The organism is Aliarcobacter butzleri, from assembly GCF_900187115.1.
Classification (GTDB): Bacteria; Campylobacterota; Campylobacteria; order Campylobacterales; family Arcobacteraceae; genus Aliarcobacter; species Aliarcobacter butzleri.
Genome location: NZ_LT906455.1, coordinates 38,128 through 63,021, shown reverse-complemented (window position 1 = coordinate 63,021; position 24,894 = coordinate 38,128). Strand labels below are relative to the sequence as shown.

Genomic DNA, 24,894 nt, shown 5'->3' with positions numbered 1-24,894 from the left:
GGACTATATATGAATTTTAAAGAGATAGTTAGAGATGTTTTATTAACTGAAGCAAAAGAGTTAGAAAAAACAGCAAATAAAATATCTTTTGATATAGAAAAAGCTATTGATTTAATTGTAAATTCAAAAGGTAAATTAATAGTAACTGGTGTTGGTAAATCTGGTCTTGTTGGAGCAAAGATTGCTGCAACACTAGCAAGTACAGGAACTAGCTCATTTTTCCTTCATCCAACGGAAGCTATGCATGGAGATTTAGGGATGATTGGAAAAGATGATATAGTTCTTGGAATTTCATACAGTGGAGAGAGTGAAGAGTTAATCCAAATCTTACCACACTTAAAAAGACTTAATATTCCTTTGATTGCTATGGCAAAAAGTGAAAACTCTACTTTAGCAAAATATGCAGATGTTTTTATAAATATTGCTGTTGATAAAGAAGCATGTCCTTTGGATACTGCTCCAACTTCTTCTACAACTCTAACTATGGCAATGGGAGATGCTCTTGCAGTTTGCCTTATGAAAAAAAGAGATTTTAAAAAAGAGGATTTTGCATCTTTCCATCCAGGGGGAAGTCTTGGTAAAAAACTTTTTGTTAAAGTTGATGATTTGTTAAAAAAAGATAATCTTCCTACAGTTTCACGTGAAACAAAACTTAAAGATGCAATTATCGTTATGAGTGAAGGGCGACTTGGAAATGTAATTATAATTGATGAGAATAGAACGGTATTTGGAGTTTTAAGTGACGGAGATTTAAGAAGAGCCCTTATGAATGAAAACTTTTCTATCAATTGTAATGTTGAAGATATCGCTACGCTAAATCCAAAAACTTTAAAAAATAAAGATTTACTTGCAAGTGATGCACTTCAAATCATTGAAAATTATAAAATACAATTATTAATTGTAACAGATGAAAATAATAAACTAATTGGTTTATTACATATTCATGACCTAATAGAAGCTGGTATAAAATGAAAAAAGAGACAAAAAAAACTACAACAAAAGTAGAAGAGCCAAAGTTTGAATTAATTAGATTAAATAAATTCTTATCACATAATAGCAATTATTCAAGAAGAGAAGCAGATAAACTAATAGAAGAGGGCAAAATCAGAGTAAATAACAAAGTTGTTACAGATTTAGCTACAAAAGTAAAGTCAACTGATAAAGTTGAAATTGGTAAAAAACTTATCAAAGAAGAAAAAAACAAGTTATACACAGTTATTGTTTATAATAAACCTAAAGGTGAAATTGTTTCAAAAAAAGATCCACAAGGAAGAAAAACAATCTATGATGGTTTAGAACATAAATATAAACATTTTTTAAGTGTTGGTAGACTTGACTATTCTAGTGAAGGATTACTTCTTTTATCCGATAGCGTTGATATAGTAAATGCTTTAATGCACTCAGATTTAGAAAGGGTATATAAAATCAAATTAAATGGTCTTATTACGCCTGCAGTTGAACAAGCAATGCAAAGTGGTATTACAATCGAAGATGCGACTTCAGGAGCTTATAAAGGTACTAAAATCAAATCTATGAGCTTTGCTCCTTTTTTAGCTTATGATATACAAACAAATGGAACAAAACACTCTAAAATTAAAGTTGTTATAAATGAAGGGAAAAACAGAGAATTAAGAAGATTCTTCGCTCATTTTAATCTTGATGTTTTAGATTTAAAAAGATTAGAATATGGTGGAATATCTTTAAATAACCTTCCAACAGGAAAATCAAGATATCTAACAAAAGAAGAATATAAAAATCTTAGAATTTTTATGAACGAAGATGATAGATCTATCTAATAAACTTAGACCAACAAATTTAGAAACTTTTGTTGGTCAATCTCATATTATCTCAAAAGATAAAGCTTTATATAAATTAATCAAACAAAAAGATATTCCACATCTATTTTTTTATGGAAAACCTGGAACTGGAAAAACAACATTAGCAAAAATTATTGCAAAAGAGATAGGAACAGATTACTATTATTTCAATGCAACATCTATAAAAGTAGAAGATTTACGAAAAGTATTTGATAAATATAAAGGTGCGTTAATTAAACCTTTAATTTTTATAGATGAAGTTCATAGATTATCAAAAAATCAACAAGAAGTTTTACTGCCAATTATGGAAAATTATGATGCCATAATAATTGGAGCAAGTACAGAAAATCCATTCTTTACTTTAACAAATGCTATTCGTTCACGATCTTTTTTATATGAATTCAAACCATTTACAAAAGATGAAATGAATAAAATTCTTTATATTGCTTTAAAAGATATTGATATAAATATAAGTGATGGAGCAAAAGAGTATTTGATAATTTCCAGTTCTGGAGATGCAAGAGCTATGTTAACACTTTTAAATTTTTCATATAAAGTATCAAAAGATATCAATATTGATTTATTAAAAGAGTTAAGAGAAAATGTAATAGGGGATGGAGTTTCATCTTCTGATACTCACTATGATTTAGCCAGTGCAATGATAAAATCTCTAAGAGGTTCAAATGTTGATGGAGCACTTTATTATATGGCAAGATTAATAAATGGTGGAGAAAGTGTAGATTTCATAACTAGAAGACTTGTAATATTTGCAAGTGAAGATATAGGCAATGCAAATCCTAATGCTTTAAACCTTGCAGTAAATACTATGATGGCCTGTAATAAAATAGGTTATCCAGAATCAAGAATAATGCTTTCACAATGTGCAATTTATCTCGCATCAAGTCCAAAATCAAATAGTGCTTATAAAGCTATAAATAAAGCTCTAGAACAAATAAAAAATGGTAAGATACTAGATATACCTAAACATTTAGATTCGCAGCATATAGGCTATTTATATCCTCATGATTTTGGTGGATATGTTGAACAAGAATATTTGAAAGAAGACTTAAATCTGTATCAAAGTTCAAATATTGGTTTTGAAAAAACTCTAAATGATTGGATAGAAAAAATAAAAAACAAGGATTAAAAATGGAATATTACACTTGGATATTAAGCTTACATATTATTGCTGTTTTATCTTGGATGGCAATGTTATTTTATCTTCCAAGACTTTTTGTTTATCATGTAGAAAATATTGATAAAAAAGAGTTTGTAGAAGTAGTGAAAATTCAAGAATACAAAATCTATTATTACATAGGTCATCCTGCAATGTTAGTGACAATTATTTCAGGTATCTCAATGTTAGCAATAAATCCTTCTTTATTCCAATTTGGTTGGATGTATGCAAAAATAACTGCTATTATTTTACTTATTATTTACTCTTTGTCTTTAGCAAAATATAGAAAACAATTAGCAGATGATTGCTGTACTAAAGATGGAAAGTTTTTTAGAATGTACAATGAAATGCCAACAATGTTAGCTATTTTAATAGTTACTTATGTTATTACAAAAAGCTTTTCTATTATTTTTACTTTATTAATAATTTTATTGTTTGCATTTATTTCATACAAAATATTAAAACCCAAAGTGGTGAAATCTGATGTTTGATAAATACTATGTTCTTGATACAAATATCTTACTTGAAGATGCTACAAATATTTATAAATTATCTCAAGATGGGAAAAATTTAATTATCTTAGCAGAAACTGTACTTGATGAAATAGATACAAAAAAAAGTGGTTTTGATGAGATAAATTTCCAAGCAAGAGAGTTCGCAAGAATACTTGAAGATTCTAATATCATCAGTTCTACAAAAAAAGACTTATATAAAATCATAAGATTAAAAATAAATAATAAAGATACTGTTATTGATATAATCTCAAAAGATGAATATGAAATTAATAGTAAAAATGTATCATTAAATATCATAAATGATAGGAAAATACTTGAGATTTCAACTTTTGCAAATACTTATTATAAGCATAAAGTTGAATTTATCTCTCTTGATATTATGGCTAGAACAAGAGCCATTTCTCTTGATATAAAAACTAATTCTCTATTAGGTAAAGATAAAGATATTTTTGATTTAGATTTTATTAAATATATAGATATAAATTTCGAAGATTTAGAATATCTTGATAATGAAGAGATAATAAAATTTGATAAAGATTATAAACCTTATAACTTTTCATATTGTTTTAAAGTAAGACATTCTGATCAAGTACTTTTAGCAAATATCCAAAATAAAAAAATAAAATTACTTGATGAAGTAGAAATTAGAGATCAAGTTATAACGCCTTTAAATAAAGAGCAACTTTTTTTTAGTGATGCTATAATAAATCATTTTTACAATGTTTTGATTATAGAAGCAAAAGCTGGAAGTGGAAAAACTTTGCTTGCTTTAAGTGGTGCATTAAAACTAGTAAGACAAAAGTTTTTTCAAAAAATCATATATATTAGAAATTCTATTGAATCACTTGATAAAGGTGAAGATGTTGGTTATTTACCAGGACTTGAAGAAAAATTTAAAATCTATAATCATCCTTTAATGGATAGTTTAGACTACATTATAAGAACTGAACATAAAAGAAAAAGAAATAAAAAAGCTCCAGATGTAGTTTTTCAACAACTTGATGATAGTGAAGTTACTGCTAGAATAGAGCAAATGATTTCAAACTATGGAATAGAAACTATGTGGGTAGGAGAAATGAGAGGAAGAACTCTATCAAACTCATTTATCATTATTGATGAAGCTCAGAATATGTCAAATAAAACTATGCAAATGGTTCTATCAAGAATAGATAGCAGTTGTAAAGTTGTAGTTCTTGGTTCAAATAAACAAATAGATAACTTCTATGTAAATAAATACACAAATGCTTTAACTACACTTTTAAAATCAAGTAAAAACGAAGATAACCTTGTAAATATCTTCGCAATAAAATTAGAAAAAGTTTTAAGAGGTCCTATTACTGAGTGGGCTGAACAAATCTTCTCAAAATAATTAACTACAGAATCTTTTCATGTAGTTAATTATTTAACTTATTTAAAATCAAACTAAAAAACAAATTTATTCTCTATCAATAAATTTATAAAAAACTCTATCATTTGAAACTACTATTTTGAAACTTGTTAATCGCTATCAAATTAATATTAAATATTTATTACATATTAAATCTCAATAAGTTTCTATATCGGCTATATAAGTGAATCTAAAATTTATTAATATTTATCTATTTTGATAAATATGATTTTCTTAAATTGTGTTATAATACATATTAAAATATGTAAAGGATTTAAATGTCGCTATTACAATATACATCAAAAGAGATGTTTTCATCAACTGAACTTGTAAGAAAAAGTAAAAATATCTTTGATAAATTAAATAGAAAAGAGATAGAAAAAGCAATCATATTAAGAGATGGAAAACCAAATACTATTCTTTTAGATTTTGAAGAGTATGAAAAAATTATGACTGACTATCTTAAATTAAAAGGCAAAGATGTAGGTGAAATTCCTTCTATTGAATCTGAGAAAAAGGAAACGGTAAAAAGTGATAAAAATATATCTAAAAAAGAAAATATTGAAGATAAAAAAATTTCATCAAATACTAAAATTGAAGATGAAGATTTTCAAGCTGCATTAAATAAGATTGATGATTTAGAATTCTTTACTGATAGTAGTGAACTAAAAAAAGATAAAGATGAAACTCTAAAAGAGTTCTGGGATAAAGACTAATTATATTAAATATATAAAGTCTTTATTTACTTTATATATTTAAAGAGATTTCATAAAATAGGGCATTAAAGAAAAGATGTTCCACGTGAAACATCAAGAAAATAAAGATAACTAGATAAAATCCTACAAATATTCTTTCTTATACCATAAAGAAAAAACAAAAAGAGAATAAAGATGTTGTTTAAATTTATTTGATTTTGACAGCTCGTAAATATGTAAAATATACTCATGATTAAAAAGATTTGTTTGATTATTTACTTCAACTATCACATCAAGAATTTTATTTTTGTACTCTTTATTTAACCACTCATTAAAAGGTGAATTAAATCCTTTTTTTGTTCTATTGATTATTGTTTCTGGAATATATTTAGATGCAATTTTCTTTAATAAATATTTATTTGTATCACCAACTTTTATGTGTGATTCAACACTAAACATATAATTTACTAAATTAAAGTCTAAAAAGGGTGTTCTAACTTCTAAGGAATTTCCCATAGATATTCTATCAACTTTTGATAAAAGAGATTCTCCAAGCCATATTTTTAAATCAATATAACTCATCCAATCAACTGGATCTTGTTTTGCAGTTTCACTTTTAAATGTTGGAACTTTTTTGAATAATCTCTTTCTTTGAATATCGGTATATATTTCTCCAAAAGAGTTATAAAGATTTTGTTTTTTTACAATTCTTCTTAGATATTCACTCTCTTTAGTATTATTTTGTAAAGCTCCAATAATATCATTTAAAAAAAGATTTTGTTCATTTGACAGACTCTTTTCAAAGTCATAATATTTTAAAAATTTCGCATAGTTATCATAACCTAAAAATATCTCATCACTTCCTTCACCAGATAATACAGTTTTTATTCCAGCTTTATGTATCTGTTTTGTTAAGATATTTAAAGGAATTGCAGCAGTATCTCCATGAGGCTCTTCAAGCATATCAAGTGTTTGCTCAAAATGATTTATATACTCTTTTTGATTTATTTCAACTGGATGGTGATTTGAGTTTATATGTTTAGCAGTAATTTGTGCATAATCTAACTCACAATAATTTTTATATTCATCATAACCAATACTAAAGGTATTTATTTTATTTCCTGATATTTTTGTATAAAGTGCAGAGATTAAAGAACTATCAATTCCACCACTTAGAAGGGAAGCAACTTCAACATCACTATTTAATCTATATTCAACACTTTTAAATAAAAGCTCCTCAATATCATTTAAAGCTTGTTTTTCATCTTTTATAGCTTTATATGTGTTTATCTTGTAATATTTCTTCTTTTGAAGCTCACGGCTTTTATTTGGCTCATAAATAAGATATGTAGATGCTTCAAGTTTAAAAATATCTTGATAGAATGAATCTTCACCAAAAGATACAAAATATTGCATATATTTAGAAAGAGCAACTTTATTTAGATTTGGTTTATAATCAAGTAGATTTAAAATTGATTTAACACTTGATGAAAATATAAACTTATTATCTTTAAAATAGTAGAAAAATGGTTTTTTACCATATCTATCACGTGCACAAAAATATAAATCTTTTTTCATATCATAAATACAAAAAGAAAACATTCCATTTAATTTATCTAAAAAGTCAAATCCATATTTTTGATAAAGTCTGATTAATACTTCACTATCACTTTTCGTTTTACACTCTAAATGTTCCACGTGAATCAATTCTTTATAATTATAAATCTCACCATTAAAAACAAGCAAAATATCATCAAAAACCATAGGTTGATTTGCTTCTTCATCTAAATCAATTATTGCAAGTCTTGTATGTCCAAATTGTTTATTTCCAATTTTTATTGAATTTTGAAAATCAGGACCTCTATGATGTAAAAGTTCTAAAGATTTATCAAATCTTTCATTTAAAAAGTTTGTTCCTAAAATACCACACATATTTCTACTTTATAAAATAGTTTATAATTTCTATGTAAAAATACAATAAAAAAACAAATACAATTGAAGATATTAAGATAGTCGCTGCAACATCAAAAGGTTTACAATTATATAAAACTGCAAAATTTACATTATTTACAGCTAATGGCATCATCAATTCCATTATTAAAATTGAAGCAACAAATGAGTTAAAATCAGTAAACCATACAATTATTAAAATACCAATTACTGGTAATAAAATATGTTTTGCAAAACTAATATGCAAAGATAATTTCCAAGGTATAGTTTTAACTTGCACATTATAAAGATAAACACCAAATATAAAAAGTTGGATAGTTAAAGAAGTATATGCTCCCATATTTAAAGCTGTTGTTATGTGTTCGCTAATTGGAACTTGATAATAATTTAAAAATATAGCAAATAATGCAAACCAGATTGCTGGAATTTTAAATATTGAAATAATTGCTTGTTTTAAAGAAAATTGTTCTCTTGCAAAAAAATAAACTGAAATTGTATACATAAAAAATACATTTGCAATATTAATTATACTTGTATAAGGTACTGATTCTACACCAAAGAGTGCAATTCCAAGAGGAATTCCAAGATTTCCTGTATTTCCAATAAGAGCAGTTCCTAAATATATTGACTCATCTGTACGCGAATCAAAAATTATCTTACTAAAAAATATTAAAAAAGATAAAGTTGTAAAAACAATGATAATATAAAAAAGTGGTGACATTATAAATTCATAGTTTATAGGTGATTTTGTCAATCCCCAAAGAATCAAAATTGGTTGGAAAAAATATAAAGATAATAAAACTAAAGTTTTTTCATCAATTTGTGTTGTAAATCTTTTTTTTGCAATAAAACCTAAAAAAATGAAAAAATAAATAGGTAAAACAGAGAATATAGCTTCGATAATAAGTTCCTAATGTAAATTAGAAGTTAAGAAATAGATTGTATAAGTAGAAAATTCTACTTATACAATAACGATACCTTTAATCATATAAAAGATACCTGCAGCCAAAAGAGCAGAAGCAGGAACGGTAATAACCCAAGCAGCAATTATTTTTTTAACTGCATCTCTTTTTACGTATTTTACACCTTTTGCTTCTTTAAAATCTTTTCTCTCTTGTTCAACTATGGCTTCAACTTCATCTATTTTTTTAAATAGATCAACAATTTTAATATAATCTGATTTTGATTTGTCTTTAATCAACTCAAATTTTTTCAATTCAATTTGCATATTTTCAAGTTTTTTCTTATGCTTTCTAAATTTTTCTCTTGCATCTTGAATATATTTTTTTTCACTTGAATCCATTATTTCTCTTAAAAAACCAACTCCAAAAACTCCACCAATTGCAATATGTGTAGAAGAAACTGGTAACCCTAATTGACTTGCAACGATAACTGTAATTGCTGTAGCCATTGCTATAGAAAAAGCTCTTACTTGATCAAGTTCAGTAATTTCAGAACCAACTGTTCTTATAAGCCTTGGTCCATATAAAATAAGTCCTATTACAATACCGCTTGCACCAACAGCCATAATCCAAAATGGAACACCTACACTTGCATGAGGAAAAGAACCTTCTGCTAAAGTTAAAACTGCATCATTAATAGCAGCAAGTGGTCCAATAGCATTTGAAACATCATTTGCACCATGAGCAAATGATAAAAGCGCAGCACCAAAAATCAAAGGTATGGTAAATAAACTATTTACGCTTGTTCTATCGTTTTTCAAATTTAGTGATTTTGCAAAAATTATAGGTTTTAGAACAAAATATACGATTACAGCAAAAATTAAACTAAGGATAGAAGCAGAAATAAAACTAATATGAACAACTTGTCTTAAACCTTTTAACATCAAATAAGTTGAAAATGCCCATGTCATAACTGCAATTAAAATTGGAACAAATTTGTTTGCAGCAGCAATTTTGTCTTCACAAAAAATAATCTTCGTTTTAATAAAAAACAAAAATCCTGCAGCAATAATTCCACCAAATAAAGGTGAAATAATCCAAGAAGCAACAATACTTCCAACACTACTCCAATTTACAATAGAAAAACCAACACCAGCAATACCAGCACCCATTACACCACCAACAATAGCATGAGTTGTTGAAACAGGAGCTCCAATTGAAGTAGCAAAATTAAGCCAAACAGCACCTGCTAAAAGACCAGCTGTCATTGCCCAAATAAATACATGAGGATCTGTGATTAAAGTAGGATCTATAATTCCACTTTTAATTGTATTAACAACATCACCACCAGCAATTATGGCTCCAGCAGCTTCAAAAATAGCTGCAACTACAACAGCACCTGTAAGAGTTAAAGCTCTTGCACCAACTGCAGGTCCTACATTATTTGCAACGTCATTTGCTCCAATATTAATCGCCATATAAGCACCAAAAACAGCACCAACAATTAAAAATGCATTATCTGGAATTGTACCATGAGAAGTATATGTCCATAAAAATACCATTAAAATAAAAAGCAAAGACAAACTGAACTTTGCAAAACTTGGCATTGTGTCTTGGGTTGCCTTATCTAAGGTGTTGAGGGTTTTAATATCCATAAGAGTCCTTATTGTAATCTTTTTGTAATCGAACTATATTTTATTATAATTGATTTACTCTTATTACAATATTAGGAATTCCTTAAAAAGGCATTTTTAAAATATTAATGAGAGAAAAAGTTATTTTTTGAATGTTTATTTTGAGTATTTTGAATTTATATTTGAAGAAAAGAAGTCAAATGATATTTTGACTTCTTATTATTTGTATTAATCTTTTTTTCTTGCTCTATTGCTTGAATTTTCACTTCTTGGTTTAGATGAAGAAGAAGTTCTTCTTCTATCGCCACTTCTATCTCCTCTATCACTTCTATTTCTATCTCTATTTTCTCTATTTCTATCACCATCTCTAAATCTAGAATTACCACCACCATTTCGGCTTCTTCCTCTAGAATTATTTCTTCTTCTATCTCCACCATCTCTATCACTTCCTTTAGAAGCATATTCAATAAGTTTTTCTATATCAGATTCAGATTTACCAATGTGGTTATTTCCCTGAACATAAGTGCTTGAAGAAAGAATAGAAGCAAGTTTAAATGCAATAGTTGAAACATCAAACTCTTCTTTTAACTCTTCAACTAATTCTAGTGCATAATCTTTTATTTCTTGCTCTAAAACCTGTTGTTTTAACTCTGCAAACTTTTTCTTTTTAACTAAACCAATATTTGGTACAACTTTAGATTCTAGTTTTGTTCCTATTGATTTTTCTATTTTTTGTAACATTCTAAATTCATGAGGTGTTACAATAGAAATTGCCATACCTTCTTTTCCTGCTCTTCCAGTTCTTCCAATTCTATGAACATATGACTCAGAATCAAATGGTAAATGGTAGTTAAATACATGCGTTACATCATTTACATCAAGACCACGAGCAGCAACATCTGTTGCTATTAAAATCTCTAATTTTGAAGATTTAAAAGCTCTTATTGCTTCTTCTCTTTGTTTTTGTTCCATATCACCATGAAGTGCTTTTGCCATAAAACCTTGAGAAACTAAAAAAGTTGATAATCTATCAACATCTTTTTTTGTTCTACAAAAGATTATTGATTTTTTTGGGTTTTTAAAATCAAATAATCTAATTAAAGCATCATCTCTCTCTTTTTCATCAACAACATAAAAAGTTTGAGTGATTTTTGAGTTAGTTACATCAGATTTTGTTAAAGTAACAAATTCTGGCTCTTTTAGAATTGTTTTTGCTAAGTTTTTAATAGCAGTTGGCATTGTTGCAGAGAATAATAAAGTTTGTCTATTTTCTGGTAAGAAAGTAAAAATCTCTTTTATATCATCTAAAAATCCCATATCAAGCATTTCATCTGCTTCATCAAGAATAACAAATTTTGGTTTTATAGAGATTTTGTCACCTCTTAATAAATCAAGAAATCTTCCTGGAGTTGCCACAATAACACTTGAATTTTCAATTAGTTTTATTTGTCTAGCATAAGCTTGTCCACCGTAAACAGTAGCTGTGTTTATACCTAGAAACTTACCAAATCTATAAAGTTCATCTGAAACTTGCATAGCTAATTCTCTTGTAGGAACAATAACAACTGCTTCTACACCACTTTTTGCTTTTATTTTATTTAAAATCGGAAGTCCAAAAGCTGCTGTTTTTCCTGTACCTGTATGCGCTTGTCCAACAATATCTCTTCCATCTAAAATATATGGAATAGCTTGTTCTTGAATAGGACTTGGTTCTTTAAATCCCGCTTCATCTATTGCTTTTTGCAATAATTCTTTAAAATTAAAATCGTTAAAAGTCATTTTTTACCTTAGTATATATTTAAAATATACACTCTTATATCTTAAGATACCTCTTCCCATAAATGTACAATTAAAATCTAATTTGAATCATGCAAGTAAGCTAGTCTAAATTTTTGGTAAACTACCAAAATAAAATGGGCATATAAATGTGTATAATTTTGAGGATTATATCTAAGTTTATATTAAGCTTTGCTTTAAGAAAAAGAGCAGTGCTCTAATTCTTATAAGTCATCTAAACCTTTGTAGTTTTCAAGGTATTTAGTATCATAGTTGTTTGAAATAAAATCTTTATTCTCCATCATTTTTTTATGGAAAGGAATTGTTGTTTTTATTCCTTCTACTTCAAATTCTGCTAAAGCTCTTTTCATAATATTAATAGCTTTATTTCTATCTCTTCCCCAAACGATTAATTTTCCAATCATCGAATCATAATAAGGTGGTACAACATAACCTGTGTAAATATGAGAATCAACTCTTACATTTCTTCCACCTGGTACCATCCATTGTGTAATTCTTCCAGGACAAGGTAAAAATGTATTTGGATTTTCTGCTGTAATTCTACACTCTATAGCATGTCCTCTAAATTTAATTGATTCTTGCGGTGGTACTTTTTCACCTTCAGCCACTTTAATCATAAGCTCAATAATATCTATTCCTGATACCATTTCTGAAACTGGATGCTCAACTTGAAGTCTTGTATTCATTTCCATAAAATAGATATTTTGTTTATCATCTGCTAAAAACTCAAAAGTTCCAGCACCTTCATATTTTAAGTATTTTGTAGCTTTAACAGCAACTTCATGAAGTTTAGCTCTTGTTTCATCATTTAATAAAATAGCAGGTGATTCTTCAATAACTTTTTGATGTCTTCTTTGTAAAGAACAATCTCTTTCACCTATATGAATAGCATTACCATGAGAATCTCCAACAACTTGAACTTCAATATGTCTTGGATTATTAATAAATCTTTCTAAATACATTGTTCCATCACCAAAAGCTGCAAGTGCTTCACTAGCTGCTGCCATAAAGTTTTGGTCAAACTCTTCTTCAGTTTTTATTAATCTCATTCCTCTACCACCACCACCAGCAGCGGCTTTTGCCATAATTGGATATCCAATTTCTCTTGCTATAGTTCTACCTTCTTCTAAAGTTTTAACAGAACCTTTACTTCCTGGAACAACAGGAACTCCAGCTTTTATCATTTCTTCTTTAGCTTTAGATTTATCAGCCATTTTCTCCATTACTTCAACAGATGGTCCAATAAATTTAATATTGTGAAGTTTACAAATTTCTACAAAATCTTGGTTTTCTGATAAAAATCCATATCCAGGAAAAATTGCATCACAACCAGTAATTTCAGCTGCTGTTATAATTGCTGGAATATTCAAATAAGATTCACTTGATTTTGCTCCACCAATACAGATAGCTTCATCCGCATGTTTTAAATATGAGGCATCTTTATCACCAGCACTATAAATAGCTACTGATTTTTTTCCCATTTCCCTAATTGTTCTAACAGCTCTTTGAACGATTTCTCCTCTGTTAGCTATTAAAATTTTTTTAATTTCTGCCATAGGAAACTCTTATATTTTTTCTACAACAAAAATCGGCATATCATATTCAACAGGAGATGAGTCTTGAACTAAAATTTCTAAAATTTTACAATCGAATTCAGCTTCAACTTCGTTCATAATTTTCATTGCTTCTAAAATACAAAGTGTTTGACCTTTTCTAACTGTATCACCAACTTTTACAAATGCTGGAGATTCTGGAGATGGAGAAGAATAAAATGTTCCTACCATTGGAGCATTGATTGTATCACCTTTGCTTAATAAACTTCCTTCACCTGAAGTTACAGCTGCAGGAGCCACAACTGAAGATGCAACTTGTGCAACAGGAGCAGAAACTGCAACAGCAGGTGCAGTTGTAACAGTTGTAACACCACCTTCAAAACCTCTTTGCATAGAGATTTCGAAATCTGCTTCTTTAATTCTTAGTTTATTAAGTTCACTTTTATCGAAAACCCTAATTAACTCTTTTATATCTTTAAAATCCATATTTTGCCTTTATTTTAGTAAAAAATTTTCCTCATAATATCAAAATTTTTCTAATAAATAAATTTTTACATATATAAAATAAGTTTTATTTAAGAATAAAGATAAAATTTCTTTTTTGTTATAATAAAAAAATTTTTGATTTAGGATTCTAAAATTATGTTAAATGATAGAAGTTTTATAAATATTGCAAAAGAGATAGCACTTGCTTCAAAATGTGTATCAAAACAAGTAGGTGCAGTTATAGTAAAAGATGGAAGAATCTTATCAACAGGTTATAATGGTACACCAGCAGGTTATATAAATTGTAGTGAACACTGGAAAGGTGAATATACAAAAGATCACCATGAATGGTCAAAAACTTATGAGATTCATGCCGAAATGAATGCTATTATTTGGGCAGCAAGAAAAGGTATAAGTATAGAAGGTGGAACTATTTATGTAACACTTGAACCTTGTAGTGAATGTTCAAAAAATTTAATTGCTAGTGGAATAAAAAGAATAGTTTATGAAAAAGCTTATGAACATACAAACTCTGAAATTATTTCAAAATTTTTAGAAGATAATGGAGTAAAAATAGAACAAATTCCTGCTATTTCTTAATAAAAAGGATTTTTTCTTCATAAAAAAATAAAATATCATAAGTTTTTCATATTTTATGTATAAAATTACTTTAATAACAAGAAGGAGAAAATATGAAAATTGGTCTTTTTATACCATGTTTTATGAATGAACTTTATCCCGATATTTGTAAAGCTACATATAAACTACTAAAGAATCAAGGTTTAAATATTGATTACCCATTAAATCAAACTTGCTGTGGACAACCTATGGCAAACTCTGGTTGTGCAAAAGATGTAAAAGTTCTAGCAATAAATTTTGTTAATAATTTCAAAGATTATGATTATATTGTTGCACCAAGTGGTTCATGTGTTACTATGGTAAAAGAACATTATGCAGAATTTTTTAATGATGACAAAGATTACAATAAAGTAAAAGCTTCAATTTATGAAGTATGTGAATTTTTACACGATATTATAAAAATTGAAAATATAAAATTTGACCACTCTTTTCCTTACAAAGTTGGAGTACACAATTCATGTCATGGACATAGAGTTTTAAAACTTGCAACTGCTAGTGAATTAAATATTCCATATGATTCAAAATTAAAAAATCTTTTAAATAAAGTAAATAACATTGAATTAGTAACTTTAAAAAGAGAAGATGAGTGCTGTGGATTTGGTGGGACATTTAGTGTTGCAGAAGAAGCAATTTCAGTTGCAATGGGAAAAGATAGAATAAAAGACCATTTAGATTCTAATGCACAAATAATAACAGGTGCTGATATGTCATGTCTTATGCATATGGATGGAATCATAAATAGAGATAAAAATCCAATAAAAGTTATGCATATTGTTGAAATTCTAGCAGGAGTTAGACCATGAGCACAAATCACAACCACTCAGATAATGCAACAAAATTTGTAGCAAATGACGAAAGAATGCATTGGCATGACCAAGCATTATGGTTTGTAAGAGAAAAAAGAGATAGAGCTAGTAAATCTATTCCTGAATGGGAAAATTTACGAGAGTATGCAAATCAAATCAAAACTCATACGATGGCAAATTTAGATAAATATCTATTAGAATTTGAAAAAAATGCAACAGAAAAAGGAATAACAGTTCACTTTGCTTGTGATGCAAAAGAACATAATGAAATAGTACATAAAATTTTAAGTGAAAATAACGTAAAAAAACTTGTTAAATCAAAATCAATGTTAACAGAAGAGTGTCACTTGAATCCTTATTTAGAAAGTAGGGGAATTGAAGTTATTGATACAGACTTAGGTGAAAGGATAGTTCAACTAAGACACGAACCGCCTTCTCATATAGTTCTTCCAGCAATTCACTTAAAAAAATCTGATGTTTCAGATACTTTCCATGAAAAATTGGGAACTGAAAAAGGAAACTATGACCCAACTTATCTTACACGTGCTGCAAGGGCTGCGCTTAGAGAAGATTTTCTAACAGCAGATGCAGGATTAACAGGAGTTAATTTTGCAATTGCGCAAACAGGTGGAGTTGTAGTTTGTACAAATGAAGGAAATGCAGATATGGGAGCTAGTGTTCCTAAACTTCATATTGCTTCAATGGGAATTGAAAAAATTATTCCTAGACTTGAAGATTTAAGTGTATTTACAAGATTATTAGCACGTAGTGCAACAGGTCAACCAATTACTTCGTATACTTCACATTTTCATGGAAGTGTTGAAGGTGGAAAGATGCATGTTATTATCGTTGATAATAAAAGAAGTCAATTCTTGAGTTCTCAAAAAAATAAAAAAGCGTTAAATTGTATTAGATGTGGTGCTTGTATGAATACTTGTCCAGTTTATAGAAGAAGTGGTGGTCACTCTTATGAGTATGTAATACCAGGACCAATTGGTTCTATTTTAGGAAGTGCTAGACATCCAGAAGCTCACAATAGTTTACCATTTGCCTGTACATTATGCGGGTCTTGTACAAATGTTTGTCCAGTTAAAATAGATTTAGATTCACAACTTTATAGTTTAAGACAAGACTTAGGAGAAGCTGATCTAATTGATAGCAAAAAGAAAATGGCTATGAGAGTAACCACTTGGCTTATGAGTAAACCTATATTATTTGATTTTCTTGGAAAAACAGCAAGATTTATTGTTCCAAAACTTCCAAATTTTATAATTTATAATAAAGCAAATGCGTGGGGAAAACAAAGAGACTTACCAAAATTCCCTAAAAAAAGTTTCAAAGAGATGTTTAAAGATGGAGATTTAGATGACTAGTAAAGAAAAAATTTTAAATTCTATTAGAGAAAATAATATTGTAAAAGATGTAAAACTTCCTTCTTATGAAAATTTTGGAATAAAATTTGATAATAAATTTGAAACATTTTCTACAATGCTTGAGAGTGTTGGTGGTAAAGCTTTAGTTATTGAAAAAGAAGATTTAGATAAAACAATAAAAGAGTTATATCCAGATGAAAAAATTATTGCTTCAAATGTAGATTTTTGTAGTTTAGGAAATTTTGATTCAAATTCACAAGATGATGCTCATAATCTAAAAGATATTGATTTAGCTATTGTAAAAGGTAACTTTGCAGTTGCAGAAAATGGTGCAATTTGGATGAAAGATGAATCAAATAGACATAGGTCTTTATATTTTATTGCACAAAATATTGTTATTGTAATAAATGAAAATGAGATAGTAAACAATATGCATGAAGCTTATGAAAAACTTAGTTTTGAAAAAGCTGGTTTTGGTGTATTTATCTCTGGACCTTCAAAAACTGCTGATATTGAACAATCGCTTGTTATTGGAGCACACGGTCCAAAATCAGGATATGTGATTTTTATCAAATCTTGATATAATTGCTAAATAGGAGAAATAATGAAGTATTTTTTACTATTTAGCATACTTTTTTTTAATATATTATATGCAAGTCAAAATAAAGAAGTATTATTAATTCATTCATATCATAAAGGATATGCATGGACAGATGATATATCAAAAGCAATTGACAAAAACTTTTCAGAACATAAAGATATTGAGCTTACAACTGTATATATGGATACCAAAAGAATAGATGACTCATCTTACTTAGAGGATCTATCAAAATTATATAAACAACAATTTTCAAATCGTAAATTTGATTTAGTAATACTAAGCGATAATAATGCTTTTGATTTTGTATCTAAATATTATGACTATTTATTCAAAGATGCTCCTGTTCTATTTTGTGGAATAAATAACTATAATAAAACGATATTAGATAAATTACCTCTTAAAGAAGTTTCAGGAGTTGCAGAAGAGGTAGATATAGAAAAGAACTTTGAACTAATTTCAAAATTACATCCAAATTTAAAAAATCTTTTAATTATAAATGATAAATCTATAACTGGTTTAGCTGTAAAAAAAGATTTAAATCCAATAATTGAAAAATATTCAAAAAAATTCAACATAGAATATACAGATAACCTAGAAATAAGTGATTTAAAAGATAAAGTTTCTGAGTTGGAAAAAGGTGATAGTGCAATTTTATTTGTACTTTTATTTAAAGATACTACTGGAAAATATTTTACATATAAACAAAGTTTTGAAGAGGTAAGAAAAGTAAGCCAAGTTCCTATTTATGGTCTTTGGGATTTTTACTTAAATAGTGGAATGGTTGGAGGATTATTAACTTCTGCAATTGCTCAAGGAGATACTGTATCAAAAATGGCACTAGATGTGCTTAATGGAAAAGATATAAAAGATATTCCAGTAGTTGAAAAATCACCAAATCTTTATATATTCAATTATGATGAATTAAAAAGATTTAATCTTAATGTCTCAAAATATATTGATAATCCTATAATTATCAATGAACCTAGTTCAATATATAAAGAGCATAAAAACTTTTTTATTATTACAATTCTTACAATTTCACTATTAACTATAATCGTTGTAGTTTTAAAAGCAAATATACAAAGAAGAGAAAAACTTGAACGTGAACTTTCAAATAGAATAGAGTTTGATAAAGTGCTTTTGGATACCATTCCTAATGCTATTTATTATAAAAATGTTGATGGTCATTTTTTAGGTTGCAATACAGCTTTTGCATCTTTAGTAAGTTCTACAAAAGAAGAGATTATAGGAAAAACCGCTTTTGACTTTTTCCCAACAGAAATTGCCACAAAAAATACACAAATTGATAAAGAAGTGTTAAAAACTTTTACTACAATTAGTTTTGAATTTACTTTTTATACTTTATCAAATGAGATGAAACATATCATTTTAAATAAAGCAGCATATAAAAACATAGATGGAACTATTGGTGGAATTGTTTGTATTATGGACGATATGACAGAAAGAACCCAACAAAGACAATTTTTAATCCAACAAAGTAAATTGGCTGAGATGGGAGATATGATTGCAGCGATTGCGCATCAATGGAATGAGCCTTTAGTTGAATTATCTGCACTTGTTCAAGATATTGAAACATCTTATTTGCTAAATGAATTAAAAGATAATGATGTAAAAAATTTTGTTAATGATTCTATGATTCAAATAAAATATATGTCTAAAACTTTAAGTGATTTTAGAAATTTCTTAAAACCTTCAACAAAAAAAGTCCTTTTTTCAATTTCAAAAGCCTTAAATGAAATAAATGAAATTATAGGAAAACAAGTTTTTTATTCAAATATAAATATGAATTTTAACTATAAAAATAAAAATGAAGAACTTCTCATTTACGGATATGAAAATGAATTTAAACAAGTTTTACTAAACATTATAAATAATGCAAAAAATAAAATTGTTGAAAAAAATCTTCCTTTAAATAAAAAAGGAGAGATAAACATAAACATTCAAAGATGTGAAAATTGTAATATGATAGAAATTATTGATGATGCTGGAGCAATTGATGAAAAAATCATAAATTCAATTTTTGAACCTTATTTTACAACAAAAGAAAATGGAATGGGTTTAGGTCTTTATATGGCAAAAATAATTATTGAAGATAAAATGAAAGGCACTATTAGTGTTCGAAATGATAAAAATTGTGTTATTTTCACAATAAAACTTCCGTTTAAAAAGGCTTAAAATGAAAATCTTACTTTTAGAAGACAACCAAAAGTTAAATGAAACTATCACTAAAAGATTAAAAATGAAAAACTATACTGTGATATCTTTTACAGATGGAGCAGAAGCTTATGAAAAAATAACAGAAGGTTTTTCATGTTTTATATTAGATATCAATGTTCCAAATGTTGATGGAATAAATATTTTAAAGAAAATTAGAGAGTTTTATGAAATTGTTCCAGTTATTATAATAAGTGCAAGTGTTGAACTAGATATTATAAAACAATCTTACGATTTTGGCTGTAATGATTATTTGAAAAAGCCTTTTTTCATAGATGAATTAGAGATAAAAATAGAAAAACTCTGTCAAATAAAAAATGATAAAATCTATTTTGATGAAAACTCATATTTTGACTTTATATCTGCAACAATAACTATAAATGACGAAGAAATAAGATTAACAAAAAAAGAGAAACTTCTTATGAATCTATTTCTTAGTAAAAAAAATCAAGTTATCACTTACGAAACAATAGAGAACTATGTTTGGGAAGGAAACTTTGTAACATTGGAATCTATAAGAAGTTTAATAAGAAGGCTAAGAAAGATCTTAGACAAAGAGTTTATTCAAACAGTTATTGACACAGGCTATATTTTTAAAAATATTTAGTTTTTCTTCTATTTTAAGCTATTAAAAATCATATAAATCTCATATCATTTTATTAATATCCTTGTAATTATTTTAACTAAGGAGGTTTATATGCAAACTTGGCAACAAGTATATGCACCAATTGGAGGAAGTTTAGGTTTATCTGCACTTGTAGCACTAATTCCTATCGTTTTTTTCTTTTTGGCGCTTGCAGTATTTAGAATGAAAGGTCACTATGCAGCAATCATTACATTAGCATTATCGATGATTGTAGCAGTTTTTGGATTTGAAATGCCAGTTAATATGGTATTTGCATCTGCTGAATATGGTTTCTTATTTGGTTTATGGCCAATCGCTTGGATTATTGTCGCATCAGTATTCTTATACAAATTAACTGTAAAAAGTGGACAATTTGAAATTATTAGAAATTCGATTATTTCAATAACTGAAGATCAAAGAATTCAAGTTATCTTAATTGGTTTCTCATTTGGTGCTTTTTTAGAAGGTGCTGCTGGTTTTGGTGCACCTGTTGCAATTACAGCTGCAATTTTAGTAGGACTTGGATTTAAACCATTATATGCAGCTGGATTGTGTCTTATTGCAAATACAGCACCTGTTGCTTTTGGAGCACTTGGAGTTCCAATTATTGTTGCAGGACAAGTAACTTCAATTGATGCTTTTACAATTGGAGCAATGGCAGGTAGACAGTTACCACTATTATCTTTAATTATTCCTTTATGGTTAGTTGCAATAATGGACGGATGGAAAGGTATAAAAGAAGTTTGGCCAGCAGCTTTAGTTGCAGGTGCAAGTTTTGCTATTTCTCAATATCTTACTTCAAACTTTATAGGTCCTGAATTACCAGATGTTACTTCTGCTATAGTTTCTATCGTTGCAACAACAGTATTTTTAAAATACTGGAAACCAAAAAATGTTATGAAAACAGTAGAATTAGATGAGGTTGTTTCATCATCACATACAAGTGCTCAAGTATTTAAAGCATGGTCTCCATTTATTATTCTTTCTGTAATGGTTACAATTTGGACAACAGGTTGGTTTAAAGCCTTTTTTGCAAAAGGTCAAGTTTTAGCAAGTACTATTTTCAAATTTGAATTCTCTGCTATTCATAATATGATTTTCAAAATGCCTCCAATTACTAGTGCACCAAAATCTTTTGATGTTGTATATACATTTAATCCTATTTCAGCAACAGGTACAGCTATTTTCTTAACAGCTATTATCACTTTATTTATTTTTAGATTAAATATATCAACAGCTACAAAAACAATGGGTGAAACACTATTTGAATTAAAATGGGCTATCGTATCAATTGGTATGGTTCTTGGTTTCGCATTTGTAATGAACTATTCAGGTATGTCTTCAACTATGGCATTAGTTTTAGCAAATACAGGTTTCTTATTCCCTTTCTTCTCTCCGTTTCTTGGATGGCTTGGAGTATTCTTAACAGGTTCAGATACTTCATCAAATGCACTTTTCTGCGGATTACAACAACAAACTGCTCAACAATTAGGGCTTAATGAAACATTAATGGTTGCAGCAAATACAACTGGTGGGGTTTGTGGAAAAATGATCTCTCCTCAATCAATTTCTATTGCTTGTGCATCAACAGGAATTGTTGGAAAAGAGTCTGATTTATTTAGATTTACAGTTAAACATAGTTTAATTCTTGTAGTAATTATGGGACTTATAACTATGACTCAAGCTTACGTTTTAACATGGATGATTCCATAACTATATATTAATTTTATTTAGGTATTTTTCCTAAATAAAATTATTCTTTTATAAATATCATATTATTATCATTTCGTAAAGTTAAAATTTATATTTTATGAATCCTAGGAGAACTAATATGTTAGAAAGTCGTTACCAAAAATTTTTTGATGAAATTTCATTAAAAATCTCAAAAGATAAAATCTTCACAGATAAACTTCACACTTTAGCTTATGGAACTGATGCTTCATTTTATAGATTAATTCCAAAGATTGTAATCAAAACTGATAATTCTAAAGAGGTTCAAGATATTATTGAACTTGCAAACTCTATGAATTTAAGTATCACTTTTAGAGCAGGTGGAACTTCACTTTCAGGGCAAGCAATTAGTGATTCTATTTTAGTTATAACTTCAAGAAACTTCTCAAACTTTAAAATTGCAAGTGATGCTAGTTATATCTCACTAGAACCTGCATTAACAGGTGCACAAGCAAATGGATTACTTGCACGTTATTCTAAAAAAATTGGTCCAGATCCAGCTAGTATAAATGCAGCTATGATTGGTGGAATTGCAGCAAATAATGCCTCTGGAATGTGCTGTGGAATTTCACAAAATTCATACAAAACTGTAAAATCAATGAAACTAATTTTTTCAGATGGAACTAAACTTGATACAGCAGATGAAAATAGTAAAAATGAATTTAGAAAAACTCATAAAGAATTTTTAGAAAATTTAAATAAGTTTTCACGTGAAACAAAATCAAATGAAGAGTTAAGAGCAAAAATAGAGAAAAAGTTTAAAATAAAAAATACATGTGGTTACTCAATAAATGCCTTAATTGATTTTGAAGATGAGTTTGAAATACTTCAACACTTAATCATAGGAAGTGAAGGAACTTTAGCATTTATCGAAGAGATAACTTATTATACAGTTGAAGATTTAAAAGACAAAGCAAGTGCGCTTATCTATTTTAAAGATATGAAGGAAGCCTGTCATGCAGTTACAAAACTAAAATTAGCACGTGATTCTAAAGAGATTATTGTTGATGCAGTTGAACTTATGGATAGAGCAGCTTTAAGAAGTATCGAAAACGACCCTGTTATGCCAGAATTTATCAAAGATTTTGATGAAGATGTAACTGCACTTTTAATTGAAACACGAGCTTTAAGTGATGAAAAATTAAATATCCAAATAGAGCAAATTGAAGATTTATTAAAAGAGTTTGAAGTAAGAAGAAAGATTTATTTCACAAAAGATGAACAAGAATATAATCTTTATTGGAAAATTAGAAAAGGATTATTTCCAGCTGTTGGAGCAGTAAGAGTTACAGGGACAACAGTTATTATTGAAGATGTAGCTTATCCTATTGAAGTTTTAGCTGAAGCTACACTTGAACTTCAAGGATTATTCCAAAAATATGGTTATAGTGAAGCTTTAATCTTTGGACATGCACTTGAAGGAAACTTCCACTTTGTATTTACACAAGATTTCTCTGATGTAAAAGAAGTTAAAAGATATGATGATTTAATGAATGAAGTTGTTAATTCTGTTGCAGTTAAATACCAAGGAAGTTTAAAAGCTGAACATGGAACTGGACGAAATATGGCTGCGTTTATTGAAGTAGAGTGGGGTAAAGAAGCTTATAATATAATGAAAAAAATCAAATCATTGTTTGATCCAAAAGGTCTATTAAATCCTGGGGTTATAATAAATGATGATAAAGAGGCTCACTTAAAAAATCTAAAAACACTTCCAGCAACAAATGAAATTGTTGATAAATGTATCGAGTGTGGATTTTGTGAACCAACATGTCCTTCAAATGAATTAACTCTAACTCCAAGACAAAGAATTGTAATAAATAGAGAAATTTCAAGACTAGAAACTATTGGAAATTATAAAGAAGCAAAAGAGTACAAAGAGTTATATCAATATGATGGAATAGAAACTTGTGCAACATGTAGTTTATGTTCAACTGCCTGTCCTGTAAAAATAGATACTGGAAGTTTAACAAAACATTTAAGAGCAGAGCAATTAACTTCTAAAGAAAAATCTATTGCAAATTTTGTAGCAAACAACTTTGGTATTACATTAAAAGGTATCAGATTTGGTCTTCATAGTGCTAATTTTATACACAGAACTTTAGGAACTTCTAATATGGAAGCTTTTACTAAAACTATGAGAGATTTAAGTAAAAATAAATTAGCAAAATGGTCAGTTTATATGCCAAAAGGAACAAATATAAACTTAAATTTTGAACAACAAGTAAAAGATAAAAAAGTTGTATATTTCCCTTCATGTATTAGTAGAACCATGGGATTAAATGATATGTCAAAAGAGGAAAAAGAGCTTTTTGAAGTAACAATTGAAGTTTTACAAAAAGCTGGTTACCAAATCATCTTTCCTCAGAATTTATCAAATCTTTGTTGTGGAATGCCTTTTAGTTCAAAAGGATTTAATGATGCAGCGCATGCAAAATCAAGTCAACTTGAAGAGGCACTTTTAAATGCTAGTGAATTTGGAGAATATCCAATTTTATGTGATACAAGTCCATGTACTAAAAAAATGATGGAGAGTTTTTCTCATAAATTATCAATTTATGAACCAATAGAGTTTGCATTAGAGTTTTTAACAAAAGATTTAGAATTTACTCCAATTGATGAACCAATAACAATTCATACAACTTGTAGTTCAAGAAAAATGGGACTTGAAGATAAATTCAAAAAATTAGCAAATTTATGTTCAACAAATGTAATAGTTCCTGCTGATGTAAAATGTTGTGGATTTGCAGGTGATAGAGGATTTAATTTCCCAGAATTAAATGATTCAGCGCTTAGATATTTAAAAGAGCAAACAAATGGTGCTAAAATGGCATTTTCCACAAGTAAAACTTGTGAAATAGGATTGAGTGAAAAATCTGGGCTTGATTATAACTCTATTTTTTATCTAATAAATAGAGTTACAAAAGAAAGGAGTTAAAAATCTTTATTCCTTTCAAACTTGATATTTACA

The 24,894-nt window shown here is 27.9% G+C and carries 20 protein-coding genes; 14 read left to right on the top strand and 6 right to left on the bottom strand.

Annotated elements, in window-relative coordinates; genetic code table 11:
• Window positions 1-9 precede the first annotated feature (9 nt).
• The 6 genes from CKV87_RS00255 (at window position 10) to CKV87_RS00230 (ending at window position 5,612) form a co-directional block, all read left to right on the top strand.
• Window positions 10-972, top strand: a complete 963-nt coding sequence (locus CKV87_RS00255) for a KpsF/GutQ family sugar-phosphate isomerase (RefSeq protein ID WP_012011963.1) — start codon at window positions 10-12, stop codon at window positions 970-972.
• Window positions 969-1,796, top strand: coding sequence for a pseudouridine synthase (locus tag CKV87_RS00250; RefSeq protein ID WP_012011962.1), 828 nt, complete (start codon window positions 969-971; stop codon window positions 1,794-1,796). The genes CKV87_RS00255 and CKV87_RS00250 overlap by 4 nt, the downstream gene beginning before the upstream one ends.
• Window positions 1,780-2,964, top strand: coding sequence for a replication-associated recombination protein A (locus CKV87_RS00245; RefSeq protein WP_012011961.1), 1,185 nt, complete (start codon window positions 1,780-1,782; stop codon window positions 2,962-2,964). The genes CKV87_RS00250 and CKV87_RS00245 overlap by 17 nt, the downstream gene beginning before the upstream one ends.
• A 2-nt stretch (window positions 2,965-2,966) precedes the next feature.
• On the top strand, window positions 2,967-3,485 hold the full coding sequence (gene hemJ, locus CKV87_RS00240; protein ID WP_041644822.1) for a protoporphyrinogen oxidase HemJ: 519 nt from the start codon (window positions 2,967-2,969) through the stop codon (window positions 3,483-3,485).
• On the top strand, window positions 3,478-4,878 hold the full coding sequence (locus tag CKV87_RS00235; protein WP_012011959.1) for a PhoH family protein: 1,401 nt from the start codon (window positions 3,478-3,480) through the stop codon (window positions 4,876-4,878). Before hemJ ends, CKV87_RS00235 begins: the two co-directional genes overlap by 8 nt.
• Window positions 4,879-5,174: 296 nt before the next feature.
• A complete protein-coding gene (locus tag CKV87_RS00230; RefSeq protein ID WP_012011958.1) occupies window positions 5,175-5,612 on the top strand; it encodes a hypothetical protein in 438 nt (145 codons plus the stop codon).
• Between the two features lie 123 nt (window positions 5,613-5,735).
• Here the strand turns inward: CKV87_RS00230 and asnB are convergent, their stop codons facing one another.
• The 6 genes from asnB to accB form a co-directional block, all read right to left on the bottom strand.
• The gene (gene asnB, locus CKV87_RS00225) at window positions 5,736-7,523 is read right to left on the bottom strand and encodes an asparagine synthase (glutamine-hydrolyzing) (protein ID WP_012011957.1); all 1,788 of its coding nucleotides are present in this window, start codon (window positions 7,521-7,523) and stop codon (window positions 5,736-5,738) included.
• Between the two features lie 4 nt (window positions 7,524-7,527).
• Entirely contained in the window at window positions 7,528-8,433 is a 906-nt protein-coding gene (locus tag CKV87_RS00220) for an AEC family transporter (protein WP_080504827.1), read from the bottom strand.
• Between the two features lie 69 nt (window positions 8,434-8,502).
• A complete protein-coding gene (locus CKV87_RS00215; RefSeq protein ID WP_012011955.1) occupies window positions 8,503-10,098 on the bottom strand; it encodes an inorganic phosphate transporter in 1,596 nt (531 codons plus the stop codon).
• Window positions 10,099-10,305: 207 nt separating this feature from the next.
• On the bottom strand, window positions 10,306-11,856 hold the full coding sequence (locus CKV87_RS00210) for a DEAD/DEAH box helicase (protein WP_012011954.1): 1,551 nt from the start codon (window positions 11,854-11,856) through the stop codon (window positions 10,306-10,308).
• A 221-nt stretch (window positions 11,857-12,077) separates the two neighbouring features.
• Window positions 12,078-13,430: an acetyl-CoA carboxylase biotin carboxylase subunit gene (locus CKV87_RS00205; RefSeq protein ID WP_004510081.1), complete on the bottom strand. Its 1,353-nt coding sequence runs from the start codon at window positions 13,428-13,430 to the stop codon at window positions 12,078-12,080.
• A gap of 9 nt (window positions 13,431-13,439) precedes the next feature.
• Complete coding sequence (gene accB / locus CKV87_RS00200; protein WP_004510080.1) at window positions 13,440-13,913, bottom strand: acetyl-CoA carboxylase biotin carboxyl carrier protein; 474 nt, start codon at window positions 13,911-13,913, stop codon at window positions 13,440-13,442.
• Window positions 13,914-14,069: 156 nt separating this feature from the next.
• Here accB and CKV87_RS00195 point away from each other — a divergent pair, with 156 nt between their 5' ends.
• The 8 genes from CKV87_RS00195 (at window position 14,070) to CKV87_RS00160 (ending at window position 24,861) form a co-directional block, all read left to right on the top strand.
• Complete coding sequence (locus CKV87_RS00195; RefSeq protein ID WP_004510079.1) at window positions 14,070-14,513, top strand: deoxycytidylate deaminase; 444 nt, start codon at window positions 14,070-14,072, stop codon at window positions 14,511-14,513.
• 92 nt (window positions 14,514-14,605) lie between these two features.
• Entirely contained in the window at window positions 14,606-15,355 is a 750-nt protein-coding gene (locus tag CKV87_RS00190) for a (Fe-S)-binding protein (protein WP_004510078.1), read from the top strand.
• Window positions 15,352-16,731, top strand: a complete 1,380-nt coding sequence (locus CKV87_RS00185) for a lactate utilization protein B (protein WP_012011953.1) — start codon at window positions 15,352-15,354, stop codon at window positions 16,729-16,731. The genes CKV87_RS00190 and CKV87_RS00185 overlap by 4 nt, the downstream gene beginning before the upstream one ends.
• Window positions 16,724-17,311, top strand: coding sequence for a LutC/YkgG family protein (locus CKV87_RS00180; RefSeq protein WP_012011952.1), 588 nt, complete (start codon window positions 16,724-16,726; stop codon window positions 17,309-17,311). Before CKV87_RS00185 ends, CKV87_RS00180 begins: the two co-directional genes overlap by 8 nt.
• A 24-nt stretch (window positions 17,312-17,335) precedes the next feature.
• Complete coding sequence (locus tag CKV87_RS00175) at window positions 17,336-19,528, top strand: sensor histidine kinase (RefSeq protein WP_012011951.1); 2,193 nt, start codon at window positions 17,336-17,338, stop codon at window positions 19,526-19,528.
• Window position 19,529: 1 nt separating this feature from the next.
• Entirely contained in the window at window positions 19,530-20,174 is a 645-nt protein-coding gene (locus tag CKV87_RS00170; RefSeq protein WP_004510073.1) for a response regulator transcription factor, read from the top strand.
• A gap of 90 nt (window positions 20,175-20,264) precedes the next feature.
• A complete protein-coding gene (locus CKV87_RS00165) occupies window positions 20,265-21,905 on the top strand; it encodes a lactate permease LctP family transporter (RefSeq protein WP_004510072.1) in 1,641 nt (546 codons plus the stop codon).
• A gap of 118 nt (window positions 21,906-22,023) precedes the next feature.
• Entirely contained in the window at window positions 22,024-24,861 is a 2,838-nt protein-coding gene (locus CKV87_RS00160) for an FAD-binding and (Fe-S)-binding domain-containing protein (RefSeq protein WP_012011950.1), read from the top strand.
• Window positions 24,862-24,894: the final 33 nt, after the last annotated feature.

Coding starts and splice junctions, on each gene's coding strand:
- CKV87_RS00190 (WP_004510078.1), top strand. CDS start 14,606: ATGAAAATTGGTCTTTTTATACCATGTTTTATGAATGAACTTTATCCC.
- CKV87_RS00255 (WP_012011963.1), top strand. CDS start 10: ATGAATTTTAAAGAGATAGTTAGAGATGTTTTATTAACTGAAGCAAAA.
- CKV87_RS00245 (WP_012011961.1), top strand. CDS start 1,780: ATGATAGATCTATCTAATAAACTTAGACCAACAAATTTAGAAACTTTT.
- CKV87_RS00185 (WP_012011953.1), top strand. CDS start 15,352: ATGAGCACAAATCACAACCACTCAGATAATGCAACAAAATTTGTAGCA.
- CKV87_RS00160 (WP_012011950.1), top strand. CDS start 22,024: ATGTTAGAAAGTCGTTACCAAAAATTTTTTGATGAAATTTCATTAAAA.
- CKV87_RS00210 (WP_012011954.1), bottom strand. CDS start 11,856: ATGACTTTTAACGATTTTAATTTTAAAGAATTATTGCAAAAAGCAATA.
- asnB (WP_012011957.1), bottom strand. CDS start 7,523: ATGTGTGGTATTTTAGGAACAAACTTTTTAAATGAAAGATTTGATAAA.
- CKV87_RS00235 (WP_012011959.1), top strand. CDS start 3,478: ATGTTTGATAAATACTATGTTCTTGATACAAATATCTTACTTGAAGAT.
- CKV87_RS00170 (WP_004510073.1), top strand. CDS start 19,530: ATGAAAATCTTACTTTTAGAAGACAACCAAAAGTTAAATGAAACTATC.
- CKV87_RS00165 (WP_004510072.1), top strand. CDS start 20,265: ATGCAAACTTGGCAACAAGTATATGCACCAATTGGAGGAAGTTTAGGT.
- CKV87_RS00215 (WP_012011955.1), bottom strand. CDS start 10,098: ATGGATATTAAAACCCTCAACACCTTAGATAAGGCAACCCAAGACACA.
- CKV87_RS00180 (WP_012011952.1), top strand. CDS start 16,724: ATGACTAGTAAAGAAAAAATTTTAAATTCTATTAGAGAAAATAATATT.
- CKV87_RS00195 (WP_004510079.1), top strand. CDS start 14,070: ATGTTAAATGATAGAAGTTTTATAAATATTGCAAAAGAGATAGCACTT.
- CKV87_RS00175 (WP_012011951.1), top strand. CDS start 17,336: ATGAAGTATTTTTTACTATTTAGCATACTTTTTTTTAATATATTATAT.
- CKV87_RS00250 (WP_012011962.1), top strand. CDS start 969: ATGAAAAAAGAGACAAAAAAAACTACAACAAAAGTAGAAGAGCCAAAG.
- CKV87_RS00230 (WP_012011958.1), top strand. CDS start 5,175: ATGTCGCTATTACAATATACATCAAAAGAGATGTTTTCATCAACTGAA.
- accB (WP_004510080.1), bottom strand. CDS start 13,913: ATGGATTTTAAAGATATAAAAGAGTTAATTAGGGTTTTCGATAAAAGT.
- hemJ (WP_041644822.1), top strand. CDS start 2,967: ATGGAATATTACACTTGGATATTAAGCTTACATATTATTGCTGTTTTA.
- CKV87_RS00205 (WP_004510081.1), bottom strand. CDS start 13,430: ATGGCAGAAATTAAAAAAATTTTAATAGCTAACAGAGGAGAAATCGTT.